Raw genomic sequence first — 22,961 nt, 5'->3', positions numbered from 1 at the left:
TTTGATTGAACGATGTTGTCAGGTCAGGATTTAACCCTCCACAGGGGTCAGAACAGCCTGCGGCTCCGATTCGGGAATCATCTCCTTTTCCGTCCCCTCCTCTAACCGGATATAACGCCCAATAAATTGGCGTATCCTGCGTTCGTACTCTTTTTTGTCCACAAAATAAGCATTCGCATGCGAAGCCCCCTGAACCACATAGACTTCCTTATCTCCTGCCGCGGCATCCACAAGACGGTGCAGCATCGCGTATGGGACAAAGGTATCGCGGTCCCCGTGAATAAACAGAATCGGGAGCTTCGTCCGGGCGACCTGCTTCAACGCTGAGGCTTCTCCGAAGGAGTATCCTGCCCGCAGCTTGCACATCAGGCTGGTTGCCGGCAGCAGCGGAAATGGCGGGAGCTTATACATCTGCTTGAGCTGATGGGTCAAAATGTCACGCACTGACGTGTATGCACAGTCCGATACGATGCACTTCACCTGCCCGGGGAGCTCCTCCCCGCTTACCATCAGCACCGTCGCTCCACCCATGGATACGCCGTGCAGTATGATTTCCGCCCCGGGTCCGATACGGTCGATGACCGTGCTGATCCACCGCAAAATGTCTCTGCGGTCCGGCCAGCCAAACCCGATGTAATTCCCTCCGCTTTGGCCATGCCCCCGGTTATCCGGCATCAGCACGTTCATGCCCATCTCATGGTAGAGCTTAGCAAAAGCCCCCATTTCCCGGCCCTGGCTGGAATAGCCGTGCACGACGATGGCGGTTTCGCGGGCAGGCGTGGCTGCGGGGATGAAATATCCTTTGAGGGCAATTCCGTCCGAGGACATCAGCTCCAACGTTTCAACAGGCTGGCTGTGGAGCCACTCCTCCTCAAGCTCCCAGGGGTGCTCTTCTTTGACCAGCGCCGGATCGGCTTCCAAAAACTCCTTCGTGCTGCGCTTGATGCCCACATTATAAAAATAAGCACTTGCCGCGGCCAGCAGCAAAACGATCACGGCCAGGCAAATGATGGCGACCCATACGGCGGTGAACATGATGGTGATCTTTCCCTCCCGGTCTTAGGCGATTATTGGATATGTATAAAATAACATTCCGCAGCACGGCATACAATGGCGGTTCTGCGTCCGTTCCTTTCGGTCACCAAAAAACAGCCCCTTCGGTCCATCACCGAAAGCGGCTGTTCGCAGTGCTGCAGGATCGTGCTACTTTTTGTTCTTCGCCATCGACCGCAGCGCTTCCCGGTAGGCGTTGTCCGTACTGTAGTCCGGCTTCGGCGCGGGCGGCTCCTCCTCCTTGGCCGGCGTGCCTCCCGCGAACTGCCGGAGAGCATCGCGGTAAGCCCGGTCGCCCTGCTGCTCCGCAGCCTGCGGCCTCCGGGTTGTCACCGGCACCGGCTCGGGTCTTCTTACCGGTTCAGAGACCACCGGTCCGGTGGTTGCCGGCGGCGGTTCCGCCGCCTTCACAGGTTCAAGATGAGCAGTTGGCTCCGCCGTTTCTTGGAAAGGTTCCTTTGCCTGCTTTTTCGCTGCTTTCTTGGACATCCGGGCATTGTAAATAAAAAGAAAAACCAGGGCGAGGACAGCCAGAACGATAAAGGCGATAATCATAGCCTGTACCTTACCTTGCTGCCGAGGAGAATCGTCCGGCCAATTCGGCTACGCGCTTGCCTAATGCTCGGCCCAGGGCGAGGTCGTTTTCGCCGGGCAGGTTTTTGGGATCGTCATCCGAAAGCTCCACGGGACACGTCACACCCACACCGTAATACGATCCGTACAAGGCGTTCTCCGGTATGTTTCCGGGAAGACCGACGACGATCATGCCGTTGTGAAGCATCGGCGTCAGCAGGTTGATCATGGTGGATTCCACCCCGCCGTGCACGGTCGCCGTCGTGCAGAATACGGCCCCGACTTTGTTGACCAGCTTGCCCTGCGCCCACAGGTAGCCAAGCTTGTCGATCCAATTTTTGAGTCCTGAACTGATGGTTCCAAAATGTCCAGGACATCCCCATACGATGGCATCCATATCTTCAAGTTTATAAATGTCCGCTTCATTAACGTGAGCGATTTCCGCCTCAGCTCCGTCTACGCTCGATGCCCCTTCCCATACGGAACGCGCCAAGGCTTCCGTGTGGCCGTTTTCGCTGTCGTAAACCACGTACACTTTCATGTTTAACTCCCCTTTCATCAACTGGATTTCTTATTTATCTCCAGGGCGGCGTTCCTTTATCCGAGCGGCGATCCGGGAAATTCCTCTGCTGAATATGAATGGGGCAATTAGGAGATGCTCTTGGATATCTGTTTTCAATCGATAACTAGGAAGCACCTTTAGGAGGGATCATGCTTTTATGAATTCGCGTGCACTGCTGGTCAACGTTGTAGTCGTCATCATTGTGCTCGTCCTGGGCGGCGCGGCCATTTATTACTACAACCAGACGTCCAACTACATTAAAACCGACAATGCCCAAGTCACCGGACAAGGGGTATCCATCACCGCACCAGCGGCCGGCAAGCTTACGACCTGGAACGGATCCGTCGGTAAATATTACAATTCCGGCGATGTCGTAGGAAGCGTAACTTCCGGAGGTACCCGGCTTGATATAACGTTCCCTGTGAACTCCACCATCGTTCAGCAAACGGCAGTTCCCAATTCTTTTGTATCCCCAGGGACTTCGCTGGCAAGAGCCTACAACCTGAACAACCTGTGGATTTCGGCCAATATTGAAGAAACCAAGCTGGATAAAATCAAGGTCGGCCAAACCGTCGACGTCTATGTTGATGCTTTTCCAGATACGACGCTAACCGGCAAGATCGATCAAATCGGACTGGCTACCGCGTCTACGTTCTCGCTGTTTCCAACGACCAATTCCAACGCCAACTACACCAAAGTGACGCAAGTCATCCCTATCGTCGTTACCATTGAAGGGTATAAAGGCCTCGGGCTCGTTCCGGGCATGAATGCGACCGTTCGAATCCATATTTAGGGGGCTTGTCTAATGGAAAATATACATATGGGGCGGACGTTGACGGTGCTCATGCTCGGGGCGTTCGTCTCCATCCTGAACCAGACGCTGCTGAACGTGGCTATCCCCCACCTGATGAACGATTTCAACGTGTCCGCAACGACGGTGCAGTGGCTGTCCACCGCCTACATGCTGGTGAACGGCGTGCTCGTTCCGGTCACCGCTTTTCTGATTGAGTCCTACGGGACCCGGGTGCTCTTTATTACGGCCATGAGCCTATTCACCATCGGTGCGGTGCTCTGCGCCGTCAGCACCAACTTTCCGCTGATGCTGTTTGGCCGCGTTGTACAGGCCAGCGGGGCGGGGATCATTATGCCCGTCGTGATGAACGTGTTCCTGACGGTTTTCCCGCCCGAAAAACGCGGGACCGCGATGGGCATGATGGGGATTGCCCTGATGTTCGCACCGGCGATCGGACCGACGTTATCGGGATGGATCGTGGAGCACTATACGTGGCGGATCCTGTTTTTCATGGTCATTCCGCTGGCCGTTCTTGATATACTGTTCGCCATGAAGTGGCTTAAAAATATCAACCGCCTGACCAAACCGAAATTTGATTCCTGGGGCGTCATCTTCTCCACCCTTGGCTTCGGAATTCTGCTCTATGGCTTCAGTTCCGCCGGAGACAAAGGTTGGACCAGCTTCACGGTGCTCGGCTCGCTTATTGTGGGTGCTGTCTTTATCATCCTGTTTGTCGTGCGCGAGCTGAACATGGACTCGCCGATGCTCGATTTCCGCGTGTTTAAATACGACATCTTCTCGGTTTCGACGGTCGTCGGCGGCCTCGTCAACATGACGATGTTCGGGGCGATGCTGCTGCTCCCGATTTACCTCCAGAATATCCGCGGGTTCACCCCGCTTCAGTCCGGTCTGCTCCTTCTGCCAGGGGCGATTCTGATGGGGATCATGTCCCCGATCTCGGGAGCGATTTTCGATAAAATCGGCGCACGACCCCTGGCCATTATCGGGCTGCTCATCACCGCGGTCATGACCTTTGAATTCAGCCGGTTGACTGACACCACATCGTATTCGCATCTGATGATGCTCTACACAATTCGCAGCTTCGGCATGTCGCTGATCATGATGTCGGTGCAGACCGAGGGGCTCAACCAGCTTCCCTACTACCTCGGAAGCCACGGAACGGCAATGTCCAATACGATGCGGCAGGTGGCCGGGTCGATCGGGACCGCGCTGCTGGTGACGGTGATGTCGACGCGGACCACTTTTCACATCGCGGAATCGTCCACGCTGTACAACGAGGATAATCCGTTCATCATGCAGGATATCGCTGCACTTGGGCAGGAGGTTGCCGCCACCGCAGGGGTTCCCGCCGAGACCGGCGTATCGCTGGCACTGCAGTCGGTACTCGGGCTGGTGTCGTCGAACGCAAGCGTCAACGGCATCAACGACGCCTTTATCGTTGCGACCTGGTTCGCCATCGCCGCCTTGTTCTTTTCCCTCTTCCTGCGCCGGGCGCGCAAAGGCAAACGGTCCGGGAGTCCGGCCAAGCAGCCCTAAGCTTCTAGACCCAAAGCGCAGCACCAACGATATTGGACCTCATGATTGGGGTACATATACAAAGCCGCTATCCCGCATGGGATAACGGCTCTTTTATTTTTCGGACAAGATTTGCTTTTTTAGTCGTACAAGCAGGGCCCTTCACATAGGATGTAACAATGCGACAGACCGATGAAGGGGGTTCTCTTTGAATGAGTGTATGGATCAGCCATTTCCTGCTTGGCCTTTCCCTGGCCGCTCCGATCGGTCCCATCAATGCGGCACAGATGGACCGCGGGCTGCGCGGAGGCTTTTTACACGCGTGGCTGGTGGGCCTCGGAGCCATGGTGGCCGACGGAATTTTCATGCTGCTTGTGTATTTCGGGGTCATTCATTTTCTTAACATCCCTTTTATGAAAACGTTTCTGCTGCTGTTCGGCTTCTTTATCCTGACTTATATCGGCGTAGAAAGCCTCCTGACCGCAGGAAAAGCGGGTATGGAAACCCGCAGCAGTAATGAATCGCATGTGAAATCCTTCAGCGCCGGCTTTATCATGTCCATCTCTAACCCGCTGTCTATCCTGTTCTGGATGGGGATTTACGGGTCGGTTCTCGCCGACATGATAGCTAAGTACGAAGCCAAAGAGGTGTTCCTGTACAGCTGTGCGATCATGGCCGGCCTCATGCTGTGGGATGTGTTGATGGCTATCGTAGCCAGCATGTTCCGGCGGGTGCTCACGCAGCGCCTGGTCAGCGCGATTTCAGTCATTTCCGGCATTTCGCTTATCGGATTCGGCCTCTACTTCGGATACGAGGCATACCGAATTTTGTTCGGGTCCTGATCGTTCTTGGGCCAGACTCTGCGTGCTCTTCGGTATCGTACGAGCCCTTCTTCGGCCCATCGGTTTTGTTCCAGAAATGGCGCATGACCAGCGTAACGCAGCCGATCACGACGATAAATCCGAGACTGATGAAAAAACCGGGACGGCTGATTTTATGAAACAGCGTTCCGATCAGCGTCAAGGCGATCAGCACCATGCCGATATACCGCTTGACTTTGCCCCATCCGGTCAGCTCCAGCAGCTTGCCGGACGTGACGAGAATAAACATCCAGTTATACAGCAGCATCATGCCCGCGGCCGTCGTAATGTACTCATATACGCTTTTCGGCATCAGCAGAGCGGATACCACGGAAGCGAGGAGCCCCACAGCCGTCAGACCGATAGCCGGCAGGGGCTTTTTGCCTTCCTTCTTCTTGCCCTTGATGAAAAAGGGCGGTGCATCCCCGTCGCTGGCCAGCGTAACGATCATCGTCGTCACCGCAAACAGCGAGGCCGTCATCGTCGAGAAGCCGGCAATAATGAGAACCGCATTAAACAAATGCGGCACAAACGGCAGCTTATAATCGACAAGGGCCACCACAAACGGGCTCTCCTCGGCAGCATAGGATTTCCATGGCTCGAGAATAAGCGCCAGTCCAATGGAAATGACATAGATGGACACTAACAGCAGCAGCATCACCTTGCCAGCCTTCGGCGCGTCTTTGGGCTCCCTCAGCCTCATGGTCATCAGACCTAACGCTTCCAGTCCCCCGTATCCGTAAAAAGCAAAAATGAGCGCTGCCCAAAATCCTGTGAGCCCGCCCGGTACCCAATCCCGCGGAAAAGCGGGACCGTGAGCTTTGGTCGGGAGTACGCCGGATACCGCCAGAATGGCGATGACCATAAACATGAAGATCGCCGCAATTTTTAGCACAGCAAAAATGTTCTCCATTCGCTCGAATCCCTTGGTTCCAATCCAAATGATAAGGAGCCCGAGAACACCGTACCCCGCCGCAAAGCACCACATCGGAACCTGCGGAAACCAAAAGCGTGAAAACAAGGCAAGCGCCGTTAATTGGCTCCCCATAATAAGCAGCTCCGACGACCAGTACACCCAGCCGCTGCTGAACCCTGCCCACCGGCCGAAAGCCTTCTTGGCGTAAGAGCGGAACGAGCCCTCCATCGGATCCTCCGCTGTCATTTGAGACAGCTTATCGTAGACCAAATAGGCCCCGAACGCCGCCAGGGCGTACGCAACGACCGCGGAAGGACCGCCGATCTCAATCGCAATATGAGAGCCCAGGAAAAAACCCGTACCGACCGTGCAGGCCACCCCAAGGAGCGACAGCTGCCACCATTTCAGTTTCTTTTCTTTCGTCTGGGAGCCTTGATTCTGTGCCATAAATGATTCCCTCCACCGTATTGGTCGAACTCTGTTATCATCCCCGGGAGGTGACATCTTATGTACTTTATGGCGGGCCCCGAAATACCAAAAAACCGCAGCTGCAGGGACTTTCGCCATCCTGCAAACTGCGGCTTTAAAACAATAGTTTTATGATTCCTTTTACGATTCGTTACTTTTTGATTCCCCAAGCTTTCAAAATGGCATCATGCACATACGTGTTTTCGTAGACGCCTGCAAACAGCTCGGCTCCGCTGCCCATGGCCGTCAGCGGCACGTCCACGCCGGAATGGCCGGAAGTCGTCCAGTCCACATAGAACTGATCCTTGGAGTTCGCGATAGCGAACGGACCGTCTTCCTTAGAAATGCCGTCTCCAGACTCGTCCTTGTCATCCGGCTCTTCGATCGTCAAGCCGCCTGTCTCATGGTCGGCCAGCACAAGTACCAGTGTATCAGGATGCTTCTTCGCGAATTCCTTAGCTGCGCCAACGGCTTTGTCCAGCTCCTGGCCGGCTTTGATCGTCAGCTTGGCATTGTCATTGTGGGCGAATTCATCCGTGCCTTCTTCTTCAACCATCAAGAAAAAGCCCTTTTTATTGGTAGAGAGGGTATCCAGCGCTTTTTTCGTCATGTCCACGAGCGGTACCGTTGGATTGTACAGGTCACCCTGCCCTTCCTCTCTTTGCTGGAACATTTCTTCATTCGCAAACAGGCCGAGAATTCTGCCATTCTTCGCTTTGCTCAACTCTTCTTTGTTCGTTACATATTGATATCCGAGCTGCTTGGCTTTCTCCACCAGGTTGCCCTGAGTGCCCTTGCTGCCTTCTGTCGGATCTTCAGCCGGCTGGTCCGGATGCGGACCTGGCGTACCTTGCGGGTACCAGAAATCCTCACCGCCGCCGAGCAGAACGTCTACTTTTTTCTCCAGATACTGCTTGGCGATATCACTTTGCTTGGAGCGGTCTTCCACATGGGATGCGAATGCCGCAGGCGTTGCATCGGTAATTTGGCTTGTCGTCACGAGACCCGTGGATTTGCCTTTCTCCTTGGCGATTTCAAGCAGCGTTTTGACCGGTTTTTTGTTGGCGTCCACACCGACGGCTCCATTATAAGTCTTCACGCCGCTGGCAATGGCCGTTCCCGCTGCGGCGGAATCCGTAACCGTAGTCGTGGAATGGGTGCGAAGAAGTCCAACATATGGCATATCGTCCATTTGCAGCTTGCCGTTGACGCCAACGGTGCTCAGACGGATGGCGTCGCGCGCTGCGGTGCCCATGCCGTCACCGACGAACAGAATCACGTTTTTGGCTTTGCCCGCATTGGGTGAAGGGGCTTTCGAGTTTCCTTGGGCGCTGACCGAGCCCGTAAAAATTAAACTTGCCGCCGCGCTCAGGCAGAAAGCGGTTTGAACCAGACGTTTACTGCGTTTCATTCATCATTCACTCCTTTAAAGGATTCTAGCATGTCCCCATTATAGGAGCCGATTGTTAAGCGGGATGGCGGAGTTTGTAAAATGTATTTCATCTTTGAGAAGAGGCAAGCGGATCGGGGCCGGACAGGCCCAAACTGGCTTTGGGTGAAATCTGTTTTCTCCTGGTCCCCGGATTATGATATATTTCATATCAGGAAGACCTATTTTTCATAGAAGTGGAGAAGGAGGAAACACAATTGGAATTCAGAATTGAGAAAGACACCATCGGCGAGATCAAGGTTCCGGCGGACAAGCTTTGGGCGGCGCAAACCCAGCGCAGCTTTGAAAATTTTGAAATCGGCACGGAGAAAATGCCCCTTGAGCTGATTCGTGAATTCGCCATCCTCAAGAAAAGCGCAGCTCTCGCCAATAAAGAGCTCGGCAAGCTGAATGCAGAGAAAGCGGACGCTATCGTCGCAGCGGCCGACGAAGTGATTGCCGGCAAACTGGACGATCATTTTCCGCTCGCCGTATGGCAGACCGGAAGCGGCACCCAGTCCAACATGAACGTAAACGAGGTCATCGCCAACCGGGGGAACCAGCTGCTTCAGGAACAAGGCAGCGACCAGCGTATCCACCCGAACGACGACGTCAACAAGTCGCAAAGCTCCAATGACACCTTCCCGACTGCTATGCATATTGCCGCCCTGATCGCCGTGGAGGATCAAGTCCTGCCTTCCCTGGTGAAGCTGAAGGAGACTTTCCGGGCGAAGAGCGAGCAGTTTATGGATATTATCAAGATCGGCCGGACCCACCTTCAGGACGCGACTCCGCTGACCCTGGGCCAGGAAATCAGCGGATGGCACCGGATGCTGGAGAAAAGCGAAGGCATGATCCGCAGCAGCCTGGAATCCCTGCGCGAGCTGGCGATCGGCGGGACCGCGGTAGGAACCGGGATTAACGCCCATCCGAAGTTCGGCGAGATGACGGCAGCCAATATCAGCAAGCTGACCGGCAAAACGTTCACATCGGCGGAAAACAAATTCCACGCGCTCACGAGCCATGACGAGATCGTCTATGTTCACGGCGCGCTGAAAGCGCTTGCCGCTGATCTCATGAAAATCGCCAACGACGTGCGCTGGCTGGCCAGCGGTCCGCGCTGCGGCATCGGCGAGCTGACGATCCCGGCCAATGAACCGGGCAGCTCCATCATGCCGGGCAAGGTCAACCCGACGCAGAGCGAAGCGCTGACGATGGTCGTCTGCCAGGTTATGGGCAACGATGCAGCGATCGGCTTCGCGGCGAGCCAAGGCAATTTCGAGCTGAACGTGTTCAAGCCGGTCATCATCTATAACTTCCTGCAGTCCGCCCGCCTGCTGGGCGACGCCATGCGCTCATTCAACGACCATTGCGCCGTGGGCATCGAACCAAACCGCGCAGTCATCGAGCGCAACCTGAATCAGTCGCTCATGCTCGTGACGGCGCTCAATCCGCACATCGGCTACGAAAACGCCGCCGCGGTCGCCAAGCTGGCACACAAGGAAGGCCTGACGCTGAAAGAAGCGGCCCTGAAGAGCAACCTGCTCACCGAAGAGCAGTTCGACGCGGTCGTGCGTCCGGAGGAAATGATTCATCCGAAGGAATAGTTCGGGATAGAAGCAAAAAAGTCGAGTTAAGGTCAGGAATCTTCCTGGCCTACTCGACTTTTTTATTTCACCATACTCCCCTCAGCTTGTCATTGCCCCTTGGTCTGCCCCAGCGGAGGCAAGTTTGGCTTTGGAGTGTGCCAGCCGGATTTCCTCCTGCTTTCTAGCGGCGTAATAACGCCGGAAGCGGACGGAATAACCGAGCACGTACAGCACCAGCAGCGAGGCCAGCGTGTTCAGCACCACGAGCGACACATGCAGATCGAAAAAGTACGTCAGCACCCCCGTACCCACAACAGGTACGATAAACCCGGCATAGCCGGCAAGGTAAAAGGTCGTGATGACCTTTGACCGAACCTCGGCGTGCGGCAGCTCACCAGCCAGACGCAAGCTGATTTGGAACGTCCAGCCGCTGCCAAGGGCTTGAACCAGCACCCCGATCCACAGCAGAACGATACTTCCGGTGGATCCCGAGAAGACGACCAGCCATGCCCCGATCGACAGCAGCGCGATGCCCAGCCGCAGACGGGTAACCGGTTCGCTCGCCAGCGGCAACAATTGCAGCAGGGCCCCTCCTCCAAGCAGCAGCAGTATCAGCAGGCCGGAGACGGACAGGTTGGATGAATGGAGCACGCTTTTCACAAAGGAAGGAATCAGGGACAAAATAATACCATTCAGCGTAAACAACGTAAAGATCGGCAGGGCGCTGAACGACCAGAAATGCGGGCTGATCTCAGACGGCACTCCCAGCGATATCGGTGCAGGTGCCGCTTTCGGCTTGCCTTTTTGCGCCAGAAAATCGGCATCCTTCAACGTTTCCAGAGCCATCCACGCGGTCACCAATAATGCCGTCAACAGCCAGAAAGGAACACGCAGCGGCATCAAGTGCAGATACTGAATGACGAGTCCCGTCAAAGCCGGACCGAGACCGAATCCGACCGAGACCGTTATACCCGATAAGGTGATGGCCAGCGGGATTTTGTCACCCGGCGTCTGCTTCAGCAGAAACGCCACCGCGGTACCGGTAAACGTCCCGTAAGCGATCCCCTCCAGAATCCTTGCGGCATACACGAGCCATGCCTGCTGACTGCCCATAAATACCAGAGTGGCAAATATGGAGATCCATATGCTGATCCGTAGCACCCGCTTGAGCCCCCAACCGCTTCCCCGGGATCCGGAGATCAGCAGTGACGGCAGGAGGAACAAGGCGTATACCGCAAACAAAATCGTGATCTGCAGGCTGCTTAAATGGTAACGCTCCTGATAGAGCGGAAATAACGGGGACGTAAACGTCGCCCCGATCGACATCATCAAAATGATCCAAAGCATGCGCTTCATATGATCACCCTCACTTTTATTGGAATGTTCGTTCAAGAAAAGGTATAAAAATCGGCCTCCTACCTACAAAAGGGAGAAGCAGCCGGTGCTGTAACTACATTTATCTGAACGATCGTTCAAGAAAATCTCAAAAAAATAGGGTCCAGACTCGCTGAAAACTTCCCCCATTTCTATTTATCTTTAAAAAACCGTAGACACCGCAACAGCACAAATATCCTCCAGTACGCCGCGATCAGCCGTCGTCCGGGCCATGACATGGACGCCCTGCTTGACGCCGTTCAAAAAACGGGCCAGCTGGCGCGGACTTTGCTTGCTTCGCACCAGCCCTTTGTTTTGCGCCCGCATCAAGAAGCTGAACAGCAGTCCTTCCGTATGCATATAGTGCGCATCAATCCGGCTGGCGACGTTCGGGACATAAGCTACCGCTCCCAGGGTCGTGTTCGTCATGAGGCAGCCGCGCCCACGAGCCGCGTTACTCAGTGAAACGTCCATCACTCTGGAAAAATAACGCTCCAGCTGCTCCTTGGGCGAGTCGCTGTCCTCTTTTAAAATATAGTTGTAATTCTCGTCCGTCCTTGCGCTGAAACGGTCCAGGCAGGCCAAAAACAGCTCATGCTTGTCGCCGAAAGTATCGTACAGGCTGCCCCGGTGAATCCCGAGATGATCGCACAAATCCTGGATTGAGGTGCTCTCATAGCCCTTCTCCCAGAACAGGTCCAGCGCCTGGTCGACGGCTTTCTCCTGGTCGAATTCCTTGTGTCTGCCCATACCGTAAACGCCCCTTTCTTGATCCTGATGTGAGGATAACATTTTCTTGAACGTTCAGTCAAGTATTTTGCACAAAAACAGGCGGGACGCCCCCGATCTTCACGATCTCCTTAAGGGCGCCCCGACGTCGTATCGCTGCTATGAATGGAAAATGGTCATTTGGCCAAAGCCCGAGGGCCGATTATTCGTTATCCTGGGTTGGCTGCTGGCTGAACGCTTCTTTGGCGTCCTTCACCATTTCTTTGGCGAACTCTTCTCTTTGTTTGTCCGGTACCGGCATTTTGTTCAGCTCGGTTCTTTGGACCTCGTGTTTACTAAGCTCTTGATCATTGTGATTCGTCATGTCCGGGTGCACCTCCTTTAATTGCAAAAAACTGCCCAAGTGGTAGGATGCACCAGTCCAGTTTTTTTATGCATACCGCGCCTTCTAGAGCCGCTTAATTGGCCTTTATCAGCAGCGCCTCCGGCCGGTCCAGCTGGTACAAGCTGCGGTAGCGGGGCTCGTTCTCCATCAGCTCGGCATGACTGCCGCGCATCACGATCCTGCCTTCCTCCATAAACACGATTTCGTCCATGTGCTCCGCTCCGGCCAAATGATGCGTCACCCAAATCAGCGACTTCCCCTGCAGCGAATCGAGCATGATCCGGATCAGCTCATTCTCCGTCCGGGGGTCCAGGCCAACCGTCGGTTCGTCCAAAAGGACCACCGGGTTGTTACGCAGCCAAATCCGGGCCAAAGCGATCCGCTGGCGCTCGCCTCCGGAGAACCGCTGCCCGGTCTCGTGCATCCGGGTATGGTAGCGGTCCGGCAGCGATTCGATCAGCCGGTCAAGCTTCACCTGCCGGGCAGCCCGCACGATATCCTCCTCGCCGGCGTCCTGGCTGCCGAGCCGGATATTGTTGGCCACGCTCGTATCGAACAGATGCGGATTCTGGTTCAGCACGGAAACGATATGGGGCATATGCTCCCCGATCGCCGCGGCCGGAACGCCGTTCAGCGTGACCTCGCCTTCGCTAGGGGTAAGCGCCCCTTCAAGCAGCTTTAGCAAGGTCGATTTGCCCGCACCGCTGCGGCCGATGATGGCGACCTTTTTGCCCTGCGGAATATCGAGGGATATATCCCGCAGTGTCCAGGACGAATCGCCTTCATAGCGAAAGCCGGCGCGTTCCACCCGAATATGAACGGGGCCGCCGGCCATCGCTGCGGCTTGATCTCTGCTCATCTGTCCTTTTCCGTATCCATTCACGTTAGACTCCTCCCCTTCCAAATCCGAGAGCCGCCGCAAGGAATCCCGGTAGCGGGGAAGATGCTCCAGGGCTTCCGAGACCGGGAGCAGGGCATCCGTCACCGGGAACACGACAAGCACAAAGGCCGCGATCAGCACGGCAGGCAGCTTCCCGTCCGCATGCATCCCTGCCGCCCAGACCAGCACCGTCAGCAGGATCAAGCCGACAACGCACTGGGCAGCCAGCTGTCTGAAGCGTACCCAGGCGCGGAGCTTCGCATCCGTTCGGGCGGCTTCCCCAGCCTTCACCTCGTATGCCGCCAGAAACTGGGCCTCCCGGCCGCTGATCACCCAGTCGCCCATGCCCAGCACGGCATCGGTCAGCTGCCGGTACATGCCGGCCTTCTGCGTTTTGGCCAGCTTCGTTTGGGCCTTGGTCATCAGCAGGGATAGCCATGGCAGAATGCCGACCAGGATAAACATATACAGCGCCAGGACCAGGGCAAAGCGAAGATCCCAGCGGCCCACCGCCGCTGCGGCTGCCGCGTACATGACCAGCGCCGACGCTGCGGGAAACACGGTCCGCAAATACACATCCTGCAGATGCTCGATGTCGGTGGACAGCACGCCTAGAACGTCTCCGGCGCGAAAACGCGACTGGATCCAGAGCGCCTGCGGCTCCAGGATCCGGTACAGCCGCTCGCGCATGGAGGATACGATCCGAAGGACTGTATCATGGCCCGCCAGCCGCTCGGCATAGAACAGGACGGCCCGACCGATGCCGAACGTGCGGACGAGCACGATCGGCACGTACACCATCAGAATGTTCTCCGGGCGCAGCGCCGATTTGGAGATCAGCAGTCCGGAGGTGAACATCAGACCTGCCGCGAACAGCAGCGCGAGACTGCCAAGCCCGATAATCAGCAGGCAGCGTCCCCAGTGGGCCCGGATGTATGGTACAATCCATCCTTCTTTTCTCACCTTACTCCCTCCATTTGCGATCGAATCAAAGCGTCATACGCCCCGCCCTTGCCGAGCAGCCCCGAATGGGTGCCCTCCTCGACGATCCTGCCCTGATCCATCACCAATACACGGTCCATATCGGGCATCCAGTGCAGGCGGTGGGTGGCCAGAAAAACAAGCTTGCCCCGGAACAGACGCAGCATCGTTTGCTTCAGTTCATACTCGGTTTCAATATCGAGATGGGCCGTCGGCTCATCCAGCAAAATAATCGGCCTGTCGCTCAGAAAAGCTCTGGCGAGCGCCACGCGCTGCGCCTGCCCGCCGCTCAGCTGGCGCCCGCCCTCGCCGATCGGCTCATCCAGGCCACCCGGCAAACTGCGGACCAGCCCAGCAAGGCCGGCTGCTTCCACAGCCTGCAGCGCTTCCTCCCGGGACGCCTCCGGCGAGTAGAACCGGATGTTGTCCAGCAGGGAGCAGCTGAACAGATACGGATGCTGCGGGATATAGGTGATCTGGCTGCGCCACGCTTCACCGGCCAGCGAACCGACCGGCGTCCCGTTCAGGCAAATCTCGCCTGCATCGGGTGCGAGGAACCCGCCCAGCACGTCGATCAGGGTGGATTTGCCCGCGCCGCTGGCGCCGATGATGCCGATGGTCGGCATGCCCTGAACCTCAAAGGACGCGTCATCCAAGGAACGAGGGCTCTGGAGGTTCTGAAAGCTCTGCCCCTGCCCTTGCTCCTGCCCGGCTCCATCCGTGAAGCCCTCTGCAGGGCGGTCAGCCCCAGCCTCCCGTCCGCGTTCAGCACCATCCGTCTCCGGTGCTGAACCGTACGCCTCAGCCTGGTGCTGCACGGTCACCCCCGACAGCGTCAGCCGGCTGAATGGCGACCAATGCCAATCGGCGCCCGGACCCGGCGCTCCGTCGGAATCAGCCGGCTCTCGCTCCGGCCGATCCAGGATGGACTGCATCACGGCGCCCGCCTCTTTGCCGTCCTGCGTCGCATGGAAATCCGTGCCGACCTGCCGGACGGGCAGGAAATATTCCGGCGCCAGGATCAGCACCGTCAGCGCGGTGACCAGCTCAAGCTGGCCGTTCACAAGCCGCAGGCCAAGGCCGACGGCGACGACGGCCACCGATAGCATCGTGAAGAAGTCGAGCGCAAACGAGGACAGGAAGGCGACGCGCAGCGTGCGCATCGTCGCCGTCCGGTAGCGGTCGCTCACCTTGGCTACCGATGCGCCGTGCTCCCGGCTCTGCCCCAGCAGCTTCAGCGTCTCCAGGCCGCGCAGCGAATCGACGAAGTGGTTGGACAGCACCCGGAAGGTGTCCATCTGCTTCTCGGCCTGCTTGCGGGCCGCCAGCCCGATGAGGATCATGAAGGCGATCAGGATCGGCATGGAGACCAGCAGAATGACGCCGGACGTGATGTCACGGAAAAAGACGTAGGCCAGAATCAGCCAGGGAATGATGGACATGCCTGCCATCCGGGGCAGGATCAGCTCCAGGTATTTGCGGAACTTCTCCGTCCCTTCGAGCCCCAGCGTGACCAGATGGCCCGTGCCTTCGGTTCGCGCAAACCGCGGGCCGAGCCGGAACAGCTTGCGCAGCACCCGCCTCCGGACATCTGCCGCGGTGCGGTCCGCAAACGCGCTGCCGATTTTCTGCTGCAGCAGTCCGAGCCCGTGCCGGAGCAGGAAGGCACCGAGGAACAGCGCTATCCTGCCGGTCTGCCCGGATAGCAGCGCCCCGGCGAACAGGGCCGATACGGCCTCGGCCAGCCCCTTGGCCATCATCAGGATGGAGACGCCTTGCAGAACCGTCAGGAGCAGCATGACGGCGAAAACGGGCTTTATCCCTTTGTAACCCAGCAGCTGCTTATCCATGGTTCTCAGTACTCCAGATGGCTCTGCTCGTGAACCCGTTTATGAAAGACGAAATAGCTCCAGATCTGATAGCCAAGCACGAACGGCAGCAGGGATAAAGCCACGATCGTCATGACCTTCAGGGAATACGGACCCGATGCGGCGTTGGTCAGCGTCAGGTTGAACGCCTGATCGATCGAGCTGATCATGACGTTCGGGAACAATCCGGCAAAGAAGAAGGCAATCGTCAGCGCAATGACGGCGCCCGTCATGCCGAATGCCCAGCCGTCACGGCGCTTGGCGATGAAGATGGCGGCCAGCACGTAAGCGGCGACGATCACCACGCCCATGACGGTCAGCAGGAAGGCACGGCCCTCAAAAATGTCCGTTTCGAAATAGGTCATGGCTCCGAACGCCGCGATCAGTACCGCCAGCGGTGCAAGCAGCACCTCCGCCAAGCGGCGGGCCCGCACCTGCAGGTCGCCGGTGACCCGAAGCGTCGTAAACATCAGTCCGTGCACGAGGCAGAGCACTACCATGGTGAGCCCGCCGACCACGGAATACAGGTTGACGATGTCGCCGAAAAATCCGGCTTTCATTTCCATCGCCTGATCGATCGGCAGCCCCCGGATCAGGTCGGCGAAGACGACGCCGAGCAGCAGCGGCGGCAGCAGACTGCCGATGAAGATGACGACATCCCACGTTTTTTTCCAAGCAGCGGTCTGCACCTTGCCGCGGAATTCAAAAGCCACCCCGCGCCCGATCAGGGCGAGCAGCAGGAGCACCAGCGGTGTGTAAAAACCGCTGAATAGCGTCGCGTACCAGTTCGGGAATGCGGCGAACATCGCGCCGCCGGCCGTCAGCAGCCACACCTCGTTGGCATCCCAGAAGGGGCCGATCGAATTGATCAGCACCCGGCGCTCCGTATCGTTTTTGGCCAGAATGCCCGTGGACATCCCGACCCCGAAGTCAAAACCCTCCAGAAAGAAAAACCCGATAAACAGGACAGCTACAAGGACAAACCACAGCTCATTGAGAGACAGCATGCGGAACTCCCTCCTTATCAAATGGATCGGCCGACTCATTCGAGTGAGCAGCGTTGTCGGCGTATGGTCCTTTCTTGATGACGCGAACGAACAGATACACCATGACCACCGCCAGAATGGCGTAAATGGCCGTAAAAGCAATGATGGAGAACAATACCTGGCCGGCCGTGACGCTCGGCGACACCCCGTCGGCTGTCGTCATCAGCCCGAATACGGTCCAAGGCTGGCGTCCAATCTCCGTCATGATCCAGCCCGACGTATTGGCGATAAACGGCAGCGAAATGGCAAACAGCATCAGGCGCATAAACCAGGTGTTTCGGTTGTCGAGCTTTTTGCGTGCCGCAAGATAGGCGCCATACAAGCTGAGCACAATGAGCAGCGAGCCGCTGGCCACCATGATGCGGAAGCTCCAGAAGGTCGTGCGCACGGGAGGAATGTAATCCCCTGGGCCGTACTGCTGTTCATATTGGGACTGCAGCTCCTTCATCCCCGTCACTTCGCCGGAAAACTTGCTGTAAGACAAGAAGCTGAGCAGGTAGGGAATTTGGAATTCCCCGGTATTGGTCTGATTTTTCGTATCGATAAATGCGGTGACCGTCCACGGCGCGGGATCGCTGCTCGTTTCCCAGAGCGCTTCGGTCGCAGCCATTTTCATCGGCTGGGTCTTCACCAAATATTGCGCCTGCTGGTGGCCCACCAGTGCCACGCCGATCGAGGACACAAGCCCGATGATCACCGCGATGGCAAAAGATTTTTTGAAAAAGGCGGTATCCTGCTTCTTCAGCAGCTTGTAGGCGCTGACCCCGGTGACCAGAAAGGCCCCGGTCATAAAAGCCGCCAGAATCGTGTGCGGGAACTCCAGCAGCAGCTGGCCGTTCGTAATCAAAGCTAGAAAGTCATTCATCTCCGCGCGGCCGTTATGGATCGTAAAACCGACCGGACGCTGCATAAAGGAGTTGGCCGCCAAAATCCAGAACGCCGACATCACCGTGCCGAACGCGACCAGCCAGATGCAGATCATGTGGACCTTTTTGGACAGGCGCTCCCATCCGAAAATCCACAGGCCGATAAACGTCGATTCGAGGAAAAACGCAAGCAGCGCTTCGATCGCCAGCGGTGCCCCGAAGACGTCACCCACAAAGCGGGAGTAAGCCGACCAGTTCATGCCGAACTGGAACTCCTGCAAGATCCCCGTCACCACGCCGACAGCGAAGTTGATCAGGAACAGCTTACCCCAAAATTTAGCCATTTGTTTGTACTCTTCTTTGCCTTTGACGACATACATCGTTTCCATGATCGCGATCGTGAACACCAGTCCAATGGATAGCGGCACGAAGAAAAAGTGAAAAATCGTCGTCGCGGCAAACTGGATACGTGACAGCATAACTACATCCATCGTCTCTTCCCTCTTTCCTGTCGTTATTCTTAAAACCCGCCTAACAGGTTCCGATAACTTGGCTTCATCGTTTCTTCCTGTATCATGGCAGACTTTGAATCCGAATATTGTGATTTATGTCACAATACCAAGCCCAAATCGTTAATTTTGTGAAATAAGTCACAAAATATTAAAAAATGAGGCCCTTCAAGCACAAAAAAGACGCCCGCACCTTTCGGCGCAGCCGTCCAATTCTTCAGTTCCTCTATATATGTTGCCTGCTTCAGGCTCGTTCGTGAAATCATGCTAGTCCCGTGCCACATAGTATTTATTGGTCATGTACCAGGCATCGCCCTTATCGGTCGGCACTCTGCCCTTCTTCTTGTCCAAAAATACGATTTCCTTGCACTTGGAACAATACCATTTGGTCGTGTAGTATTGGGAAAAGGTCGTGTAAGTCGTACCGCATTTGCAATCGACTTTGAAGTACACCCGATTTTCTTCGTACGCCTTCGAGAGCTGATCCGTGTTGTCTGGCTCCGAAGATGATACTACGGGCTTGATCAGTTCAGCGTAATTGGAGAACCGATTATGCACTTTAAAATCGGCGACCAGCTCCGGATTCAGGCCGAAAAACTCCTTACCGATCGCTGTGATGAATTTCGCATCTGTGCGATAGCACTCGATCCATTCCTGAATCTGCTTATTGGATAAAGGTACAGTTCCTTTAATGCCGCTATTCAAGGTGTAGGTCATGATGCTCAAATTCTCATTGTCTTCATAGAACATTAATTCGGAAACCTCCTTATGATTTCAATTAATAATGTACTACTTCTGAGGGACAGAATCAAAGTGAGAAATAGTGCCAAGTGCCGGAAATATAAAAAAGCCCCCTTTCGGGAGCCTTCCAAAGCGGGAAACCCGCAGCTGCCGGATGTAGAGCGCTTTAATGCGGCATGCGTGCGGCTTCATTTTTTGTATGAAATTACGACAAAAGGATAACATTTACCAGCCATTTTGTCGAAATCCGCCTGGTGTAAACGGTTGTTAGCCGCAGAAACAAGTCCGATTATAGACGACGGTATGGGCCGGGATACGGACCGTGTGGATAGTGTGGATGCGGAACATGATGGTGACGGCCGTCCGCCAGCACAATCACCAGCAGATCGAACAGTACGAGCGGCAGAATGAAAGGAAAAAACGAGATATGCGCCTTACCGGGACTGCTCGAGACCGAGGAAACCTTCAGGTATACCTTGGAACTGCTGACCTTGACGATCTTACCGTAGAACGTGCTTCCGTACTTCGTCTTGATCTTTACCCGGCGGTTCATATACTTCTTGGCTGCCGAATAATGCTTGGATGTCGTCATGCGTCTCACCCCCTTCACCCCAGCTTATTCCAGCTGAGGCGAAGGGAGCCGGGGCGGAAGGCTATTTCCTGAGCCGGTTGGAGCGGAACATCAGAAAGAGCAGATAAGGCGTTCCGATGACCGCTGCGACAAGACCGACCGGAATTTCCTTGGGGGCGATCAGCAGCCGGCCGACGATATCGGATACGACCATCAGCAGGCCCCCGAGCAGCGCCGACAGCACGACCGCGCGCCGGGTATGATGCCCGGTCAGCAGGCGGACGGCGTGCGGTGCCAGCAGTCCGACGAAACCGACCGTGCCAACGGCCTGAACGACGGCGGCCGCGATGAGCACGCCGATCAGCGCTGTGAGCAGCCGGGCCCGCGTCAGCGCCAGGCCAAGCCCCTGGGATACGGCATCGCCGAATCCCAGCAGGTCCGCCCGGCGGCCGATCAGCCAGGCCGCCGGAAGCAGGACGATCAGCAGCGCAGCCAGCCTGATCAAATCGCTCCAGCCGCGGGCATAGACGGTGCCGGCCAGCCAGGCCAGCGCCGGAGCAGCCCCCATGCCGGAGCGGATGACCAGGAACTGGATCGCCGCGGCGCAGGCCGCCGACACGGCGATGCCGACCAGCGTCAACGTGCTGGTCTCCAGCCCCTTCCGCCAGGACAGCACGCCCACCACGGCTGCTGCGCCCACAGCGCCCACGATGGCCGCAGCCGGCAGCCATCCGCTAGAGGCGGCCGGGAAGAGCACGATCAGCAGCAGTGCCCCAACGCCCGCGCCGGAGGTGACGCCCACCACCGAGGCATCCGCCAGCGGATTGCGGACGGTGCTCTGCAGCATGACGCCGGCCACGGCGAGACCGGCTCCGGCCAGCAGCGATACCAGCAGGCGGGGCAGACGCATATCAAAGATGATATTGCGGTACATCGCCTCCCCGCCGCCGCTCAGGACCGCGAGCGTATCGCCCAGCGGGATGCGCAGGCTGCCTGCCGATATGCTGATGACCGATGCCAGCAGGATTAGCACAATCATGGCTGCAAGCAGCAGCAGGTACGGCGGGCGTTTATGCAGCACGCCGGCGCTCATCCCGCCTCCGCCTTCCGCCGCAGTCGTGCGGCTGGCCCGCAGCGCCAGCCAGATCAGCCACGGCGCGCCGAACAGCGCCGTGACGGCCCCCGCCGGCAGCTCCCCGAGCGTGCCGCGGAACAACCGGGCAATGGCGTCGGCACCCAGCAGGATGACCGCGCCCCATAACGCGCTGCCTGGAATGAGCAGCGCATGCCGCCGCATCCCGAGCAAGCGGATGAGATGCGGGGCGATCAACCCCACAAAACCGATCGGGCCCACCACGCTGACGGTGACCCCGGCGAGCAGGACCGCCGCGGAGAGTGCGGCGGTGCGGGCCAACCCGACCCGCTGGCCCAGCGCCTGGGCGGTCTCGTCCCCCATCTCCAGCAGGTCCAGCTGGCGCCGGAACAACCATGCCAGAACGAGGACGCCGGTCACCCACGGCCAGCTGTAGGCCGCTCCGTGCCAATCGTTCTGGTTCAGCGAGCCCGAGCCCCAGACGAACAGCCCATTCGTCTCGTTCTCAAACAGCAGCTGGAGCGCGCCGGTGAACGAGGCGAGCACCAGCGACACGATCATGCCGGAGAGCGCCATCCGGACCGGCGTGCTTCGGCTTGCCCCGGCCAGCAGGTAAGACAGCCCTGCGCCCAGGCAGCCGCCGAGCAAAGCCGTGATAAGCGGTGACGAATGAATCAGGGACGGCATAAAGATCGTGCACAGCACCACGGCAAAATAGGCGCCGGCATTGATGCCGAAGGTTCCCGCTTCCGCCAGGGCGTTCCGCGTCACCGTCTGCAGCAGGGCGCCTGCCGCAGCCAGGGCGGCACCAGCCAAAATGCCCATGACGGCTCTGGGCAGCCGCAGGCCGCGAATGGTCTGATGTTCCGCGATGTTCTGCGGGTGAACGATCGCCTCATACACCGTACGAAGCGGAATATGAAGCTCCCCTTGCGTCAGGCTCAGCGCCAGCAGGAATATGAGCAGGACGCCTCCCCCGGCAAACACCAGCAGATTCAGGCTGATTCGGCGATTTCCCGGCCTTACGGCTGCCTCGTGCCCCGTTATCGGCTCCATTACCGGCTTCATTGCGTCAGCAGACTGACCGCTTTATCGACCAGAATTTTCGCCGACAGCGGGCCGCCGTATACCCACATATCGCCGCCGAGAGGATACGTTTTTTGTTCCTTGACGAAATGCAGGCCGTTCCAGACCGCATTGTTCTTCATCTGTTTCTCGATGATGTTATCATCATCCTGAACCACGTACAGCAGATTGGCATCCTGTACAGGAACCAGCGATTCCACTGTCGTCTGGGCATAGCCGTCCTCCGGAAGGGGATTAGGCTGATAGGCATTCTCGAAGCCCGCACGCTTCAGCGCGCCCGCAGCAATCGAGTTGTCCGAGTACAGCAGCATGACCGCCGCATCCTGATTCGAAAAGCCTTGAATCAAAGCATATTTCACATGTTCTTTGCCCGCGGCCTTCAGCTTCACTTTGGCATTGTCAAAGGTGGCCTTCACGTCAGCGAGCACCTTCTCGCCTTTCTCTTTCTTGCCGACGATATCGGCAATCGTCCGGAAGGAATTCTCCATCGTGGCGTATTGATCCTGGGAAGCTTCTTTGGAGTAGTTATCAAAAACTACGGTCGGCGCAATCGCCTTTAGCTGCTCGTATGTATCCTTCACGCGGAAATTTTCCGCGATAATCAGGTCTGGTTTGAGGCTTGTAATCAGCTCCAGACTGGGCTCCTGCCGCGTACCTACATCGATGACGTCCGCCGACAGCCCCGGCTGGGCGTTCACGTATTTCTTATACCCTTCCACGTCAGCGACACCTTTGGGCTGAATGCCCAGTGCAATCAAATCCTCCGCGTACGTCCATTCAAGAACGACGATGTTTTTCGGCGTCCCTTTCATCTCGGCGGTTCCCATCGAGTGCTGGATCGTGCGAACCTCCTCCTGTTGGGCCGGTGTGCTTGAATCTCCACTGCCAGCCTGTGGCGCGGCTCCTTCCTTGGCTTCTCCCCCCGTACTGCAGCCTGCAGTGAATAAAGCGATGAGGCAGCACACGATGAACGGAGCGAACAGCCCCCGTTTTAACCGGAATGTCTTCATGAACACAATCTCCCTCTCTGCTATGTACTAATTATTGATATTG

Annotated in this window: 20 protein-coding genes; 4 read left to right on the top strand and 16 right to left on the bottom strand. The window is 57.0% G+C overall.

Features of this window, described 5'->3' with window-relative positions:
- Window positions 1-30: 30 nt before the first annotated feature.
- The 3 genes from IAE55_RS24840 to IAE55_RS24830 all read right to left on the bottom strand — a co-directional run bounded on the left by IAE55_RS24840 (window position 31) and on the right by IAE55_RS24830 (window position 2,167).
- Entirely contained in the window at window positions 31-1,035 is a 1,005-nt protein-coding gene (locus tag IAE55_RS24840) for an alpha/beta hydrolase (RefSeq protein WP_200634173.1), read from the bottom strand.
- Window positions 1,036-1,203: 168 nt separating this feature from the next.
- On the bottom strand, window positions 1,204-1,608 hold the full coding sequence (locus tag IAE55_RS24835) for a hypothetical protein (RefSeq protein WP_105445537.1): 405 nt from the start codon (window positions 1,606-1,608) through the stop codon (window positions 1,204-1,206).
- Between the two features lie 10 nt (window positions 1,609-1,618).
- On the bottom strand, window positions 1,619-2,167 hold the full coding sequence (locus IAE55_RS24830) for an NAD(P)H-dependent oxidoreductase (protein ID WP_105445536.1): 549 nt from the start codon (window positions 2,165-2,167) through the stop codon (window positions 1,619-1,621).
- Between the two features lie 178 nt (window positions 2,168-2,345).
- On the opposite strand from IAE55_RS24830, the gene IAE55_RS24825 reads away from it, so the two are divergent.
- From IAE55_RS24825 to IAE55_RS24815, 3 genes are all read left to right on the top strand, one after another.
- The gene (locus IAE55_RS24825; RefSeq protein ID WP_105445535.1) at window positions 2,346-2,981 is read left to right on the top strand and encodes an HlyD family secretion protein; all 636 of its coding nucleotides are present in this window, start codon (window positions 2,346-2,348) and stop codon (window positions 2,979-2,981) included.
- A 12-nt stretch (window positions 2,982-2,993) separates the two neighbouring features.
- Entirely contained in the window at window positions 2,994-4,538 is a 1,545-nt protein-coding gene (locus IAE55_RS24820; RefSeq protein ID WP_200634172.1) for a DHA2 family efflux MFS transporter permease subunit, read from the top strand.
- 191 nt (window positions 4,539-4,729) lie between these two features.
- On the top strand, window positions 4,730-5,359 hold the full coding sequence (locus tag IAE55_RS24815) for a LysE family transporter (RefSeq protein ID WP_105445534.1): 630 nt from the start codon (window positions 4,730-4,732) through the stop codon (window positions 5,357-5,359).
- Here the strand turns inward: IAE55_RS24815 and IAE55_RS24810 are convergent.
- Together IAE55_RS24810 and IAE55_RS24805 are read right to left on the bottom strand one after the other, a co-directional pair.
- Window positions 5,301-6,740, bottom strand: a complete 1,440-nt coding sequence (locus tag IAE55_RS24810) for an amino acid permease (protein ID WP_105445533.1) — start codon at window positions 6,738-6,740, stop codon at window positions 5,301-5,303. The genes IAE55_RS24815 and IAE55_RS24810 overlap by 59 nt on opposite strands.
- A gap of 172 nt (window positions 6,741-6,912) precedes the next feature.
- The gene (locus IAE55_RS24805; protein ID WP_105445532.1) at window positions 6,913-8,172 is read right to left on the bottom strand and encodes an alkaline phosphatase; all 1,260 of its coding nucleotides are present in this window, start codon (window positions 8,170-8,172) and stop codon (window positions 6,913-6,915) included.
- Between the two features lie 236 nt (window positions 8,173-8,408).
- Here IAE55_RS24805 and fumC point away from each other — a divergent pair, with 236 nt between their 5' ends.
- Complete coding sequence (fumC, locus tag IAE55_RS24800; protein ID WP_076171931.1) at window positions 8,409-9,797, top strand: class II fumarate hydratase; 1,389 nt, start codon at window positions 8,409-8,411, stop codon at window positions 9,795-9,797.
- Window positions 9,798-9,878: 81 nt separating this feature from the next.
- On the opposite strand, the gene IAE55_RS24795 is transcribed toward fumC, so the two are convergent.
- The 11 genes from IAE55_RS24795 to IAE55_RS24745 form a co-directional block, all read right to left on the bottom strand.
- On the bottom strand, window positions 9,879-11,135 hold the full coding sequence (locus tag IAE55_RS24795; RefSeq protein WP_200634171.1) for an MFS transporter: 1,257 nt from the start codon (window positions 11,133-11,135) through the stop codon (window positions 9,879-9,881).
- A 180-nt stretch (window positions 11,136-11,315) separates the two neighbouring features.
- A complete protein-coding gene (locus IAE55_RS24790; protein WP_192716759.1) occupies window positions 11,316-11,903 on the bottom strand; it encodes a TetR/AcrR family transcriptional regulator in 588 nt (195 codons plus the stop codon).
- Between the two features lie 181 nt (window positions 11,904-12,084).
- A complete protein-coding gene (locus IAE55_RS24785) occupies window positions 12,085-12,246 on the bottom strand; it encodes a hypothetical protein (RefSeq protein WP_181153153.1) in 162 nt (53 codons plus the stop codon).
- A 94-nt stretch (window positions 12,247-12,340) separates the two neighbouring features.
- The gene (cydC, locus tag IAE55_RS24780) at window positions 12,341-14,110 is read right to left on the bottom strand and encodes a thiol reductant ABC exporter subunit CydC (protein WP_200634170.1); all 1,770 of its coding nucleotides are present in this window, start codon (window positions 14,108-14,110) and stop codon (window positions 12,341-12,343) included.
- On the bottom strand, window positions 14,107-15,978 hold the full coding sequence (locus IAE55_RS24775; protein WP_200634169.1) for an ABC transporter ATP-binding protein/permease: 1,872 nt from the start codon (window positions 15,976-15,978) through the stop codon (window positions 14,107-14,109). Before IAE55_RS24775 ends, cydC begins: the two co-directional genes overlap by 4 nt.
- Before the next feature lie 5 nt (window positions 15,979-15,983).
- Window positions 15,984-17,003, bottom strand: a complete 1,020-nt coding sequence (cydB, locus tag IAE55_RS24770; RefSeq protein WP_200634168.1) for a cytochrome d ubiquinol oxidase subunit II — start codon at window positions 17,001-17,003, stop codon at window positions 15,984-15,986.
- On the bottom strand, window positions 16,987-18,399 hold the full coding sequence (locus IAE55_RS24765) for a cytochrome ubiquinol oxidase subunit I (protein WP_200634167.1): 1,413 nt from the start codon (window positions 18,397-18,399) through the stop codon (window positions 16,987-16,989). Before IAE55_RS24765 ends, cydB begins: the two co-directional genes overlap by 17 nt.
- 285 nt (window positions 18,400-18,684) lie before the next feature.
- The gene (locus IAE55_RS24760; RefSeq protein WP_116233394.1) at window positions 18,685-19,167 is read right to left on the bottom strand and encodes a hypothetical protein; all 483 of its coding nucleotides are present in this window, start codon (window positions 19,165-19,167) and stop codon (window positions 18,685-18,687) included.
- A 280-nt stretch (window positions 19,168-19,447) separates the two neighbouring features.
- Entirely contained in the window at window positions 19,448-19,750 is a 303-nt protein-coding gene (locus IAE55_RS24755) for a hypothetical protein (RefSeq protein WP_076171949.1), read from the bottom strand.
- 61 nt (window positions 19,751-19,811) lie between these two features.
- Window positions 19,812-21,890, bottom strand: coding sequence for an iron ABC transporter permease (locus IAE55_RS24750; protein ID WP_234489832.1), 2,079 nt, complete (start codon window positions 21,888-21,890; stop codon window positions 19,812-19,814).
- A complete protein-coding gene (locus IAE55_RS24745; protein WP_200634166.1) occupies window positions 21,887-22,918 on the bottom strand; it encodes an ABC transporter substrate-binding protein in 1,032 nt (343 codons plus the stop codon). The genes IAE55_RS24750 and IAE55_RS24745 overlap by 4 nt, the downstream gene beginning before the upstream one ends.
- Between the last annotated feature and the right edge of the window lie 43 nt (window positions 22,919-22,961).

The organism is Paenibacillus sp. S28, from assembly GCF_016624415.1.
GTDB classification, from domain to species: domain Bacteria; phylum Bacillota; class Bacilli; order Paenibacillales; family Paenibacillaceae; genus Paenibacillus_AQ; species Paenibacillus_AQ favisporus.
This window is presented reverse-complemented; position numbering and strand designations above follow the sequence as displayed.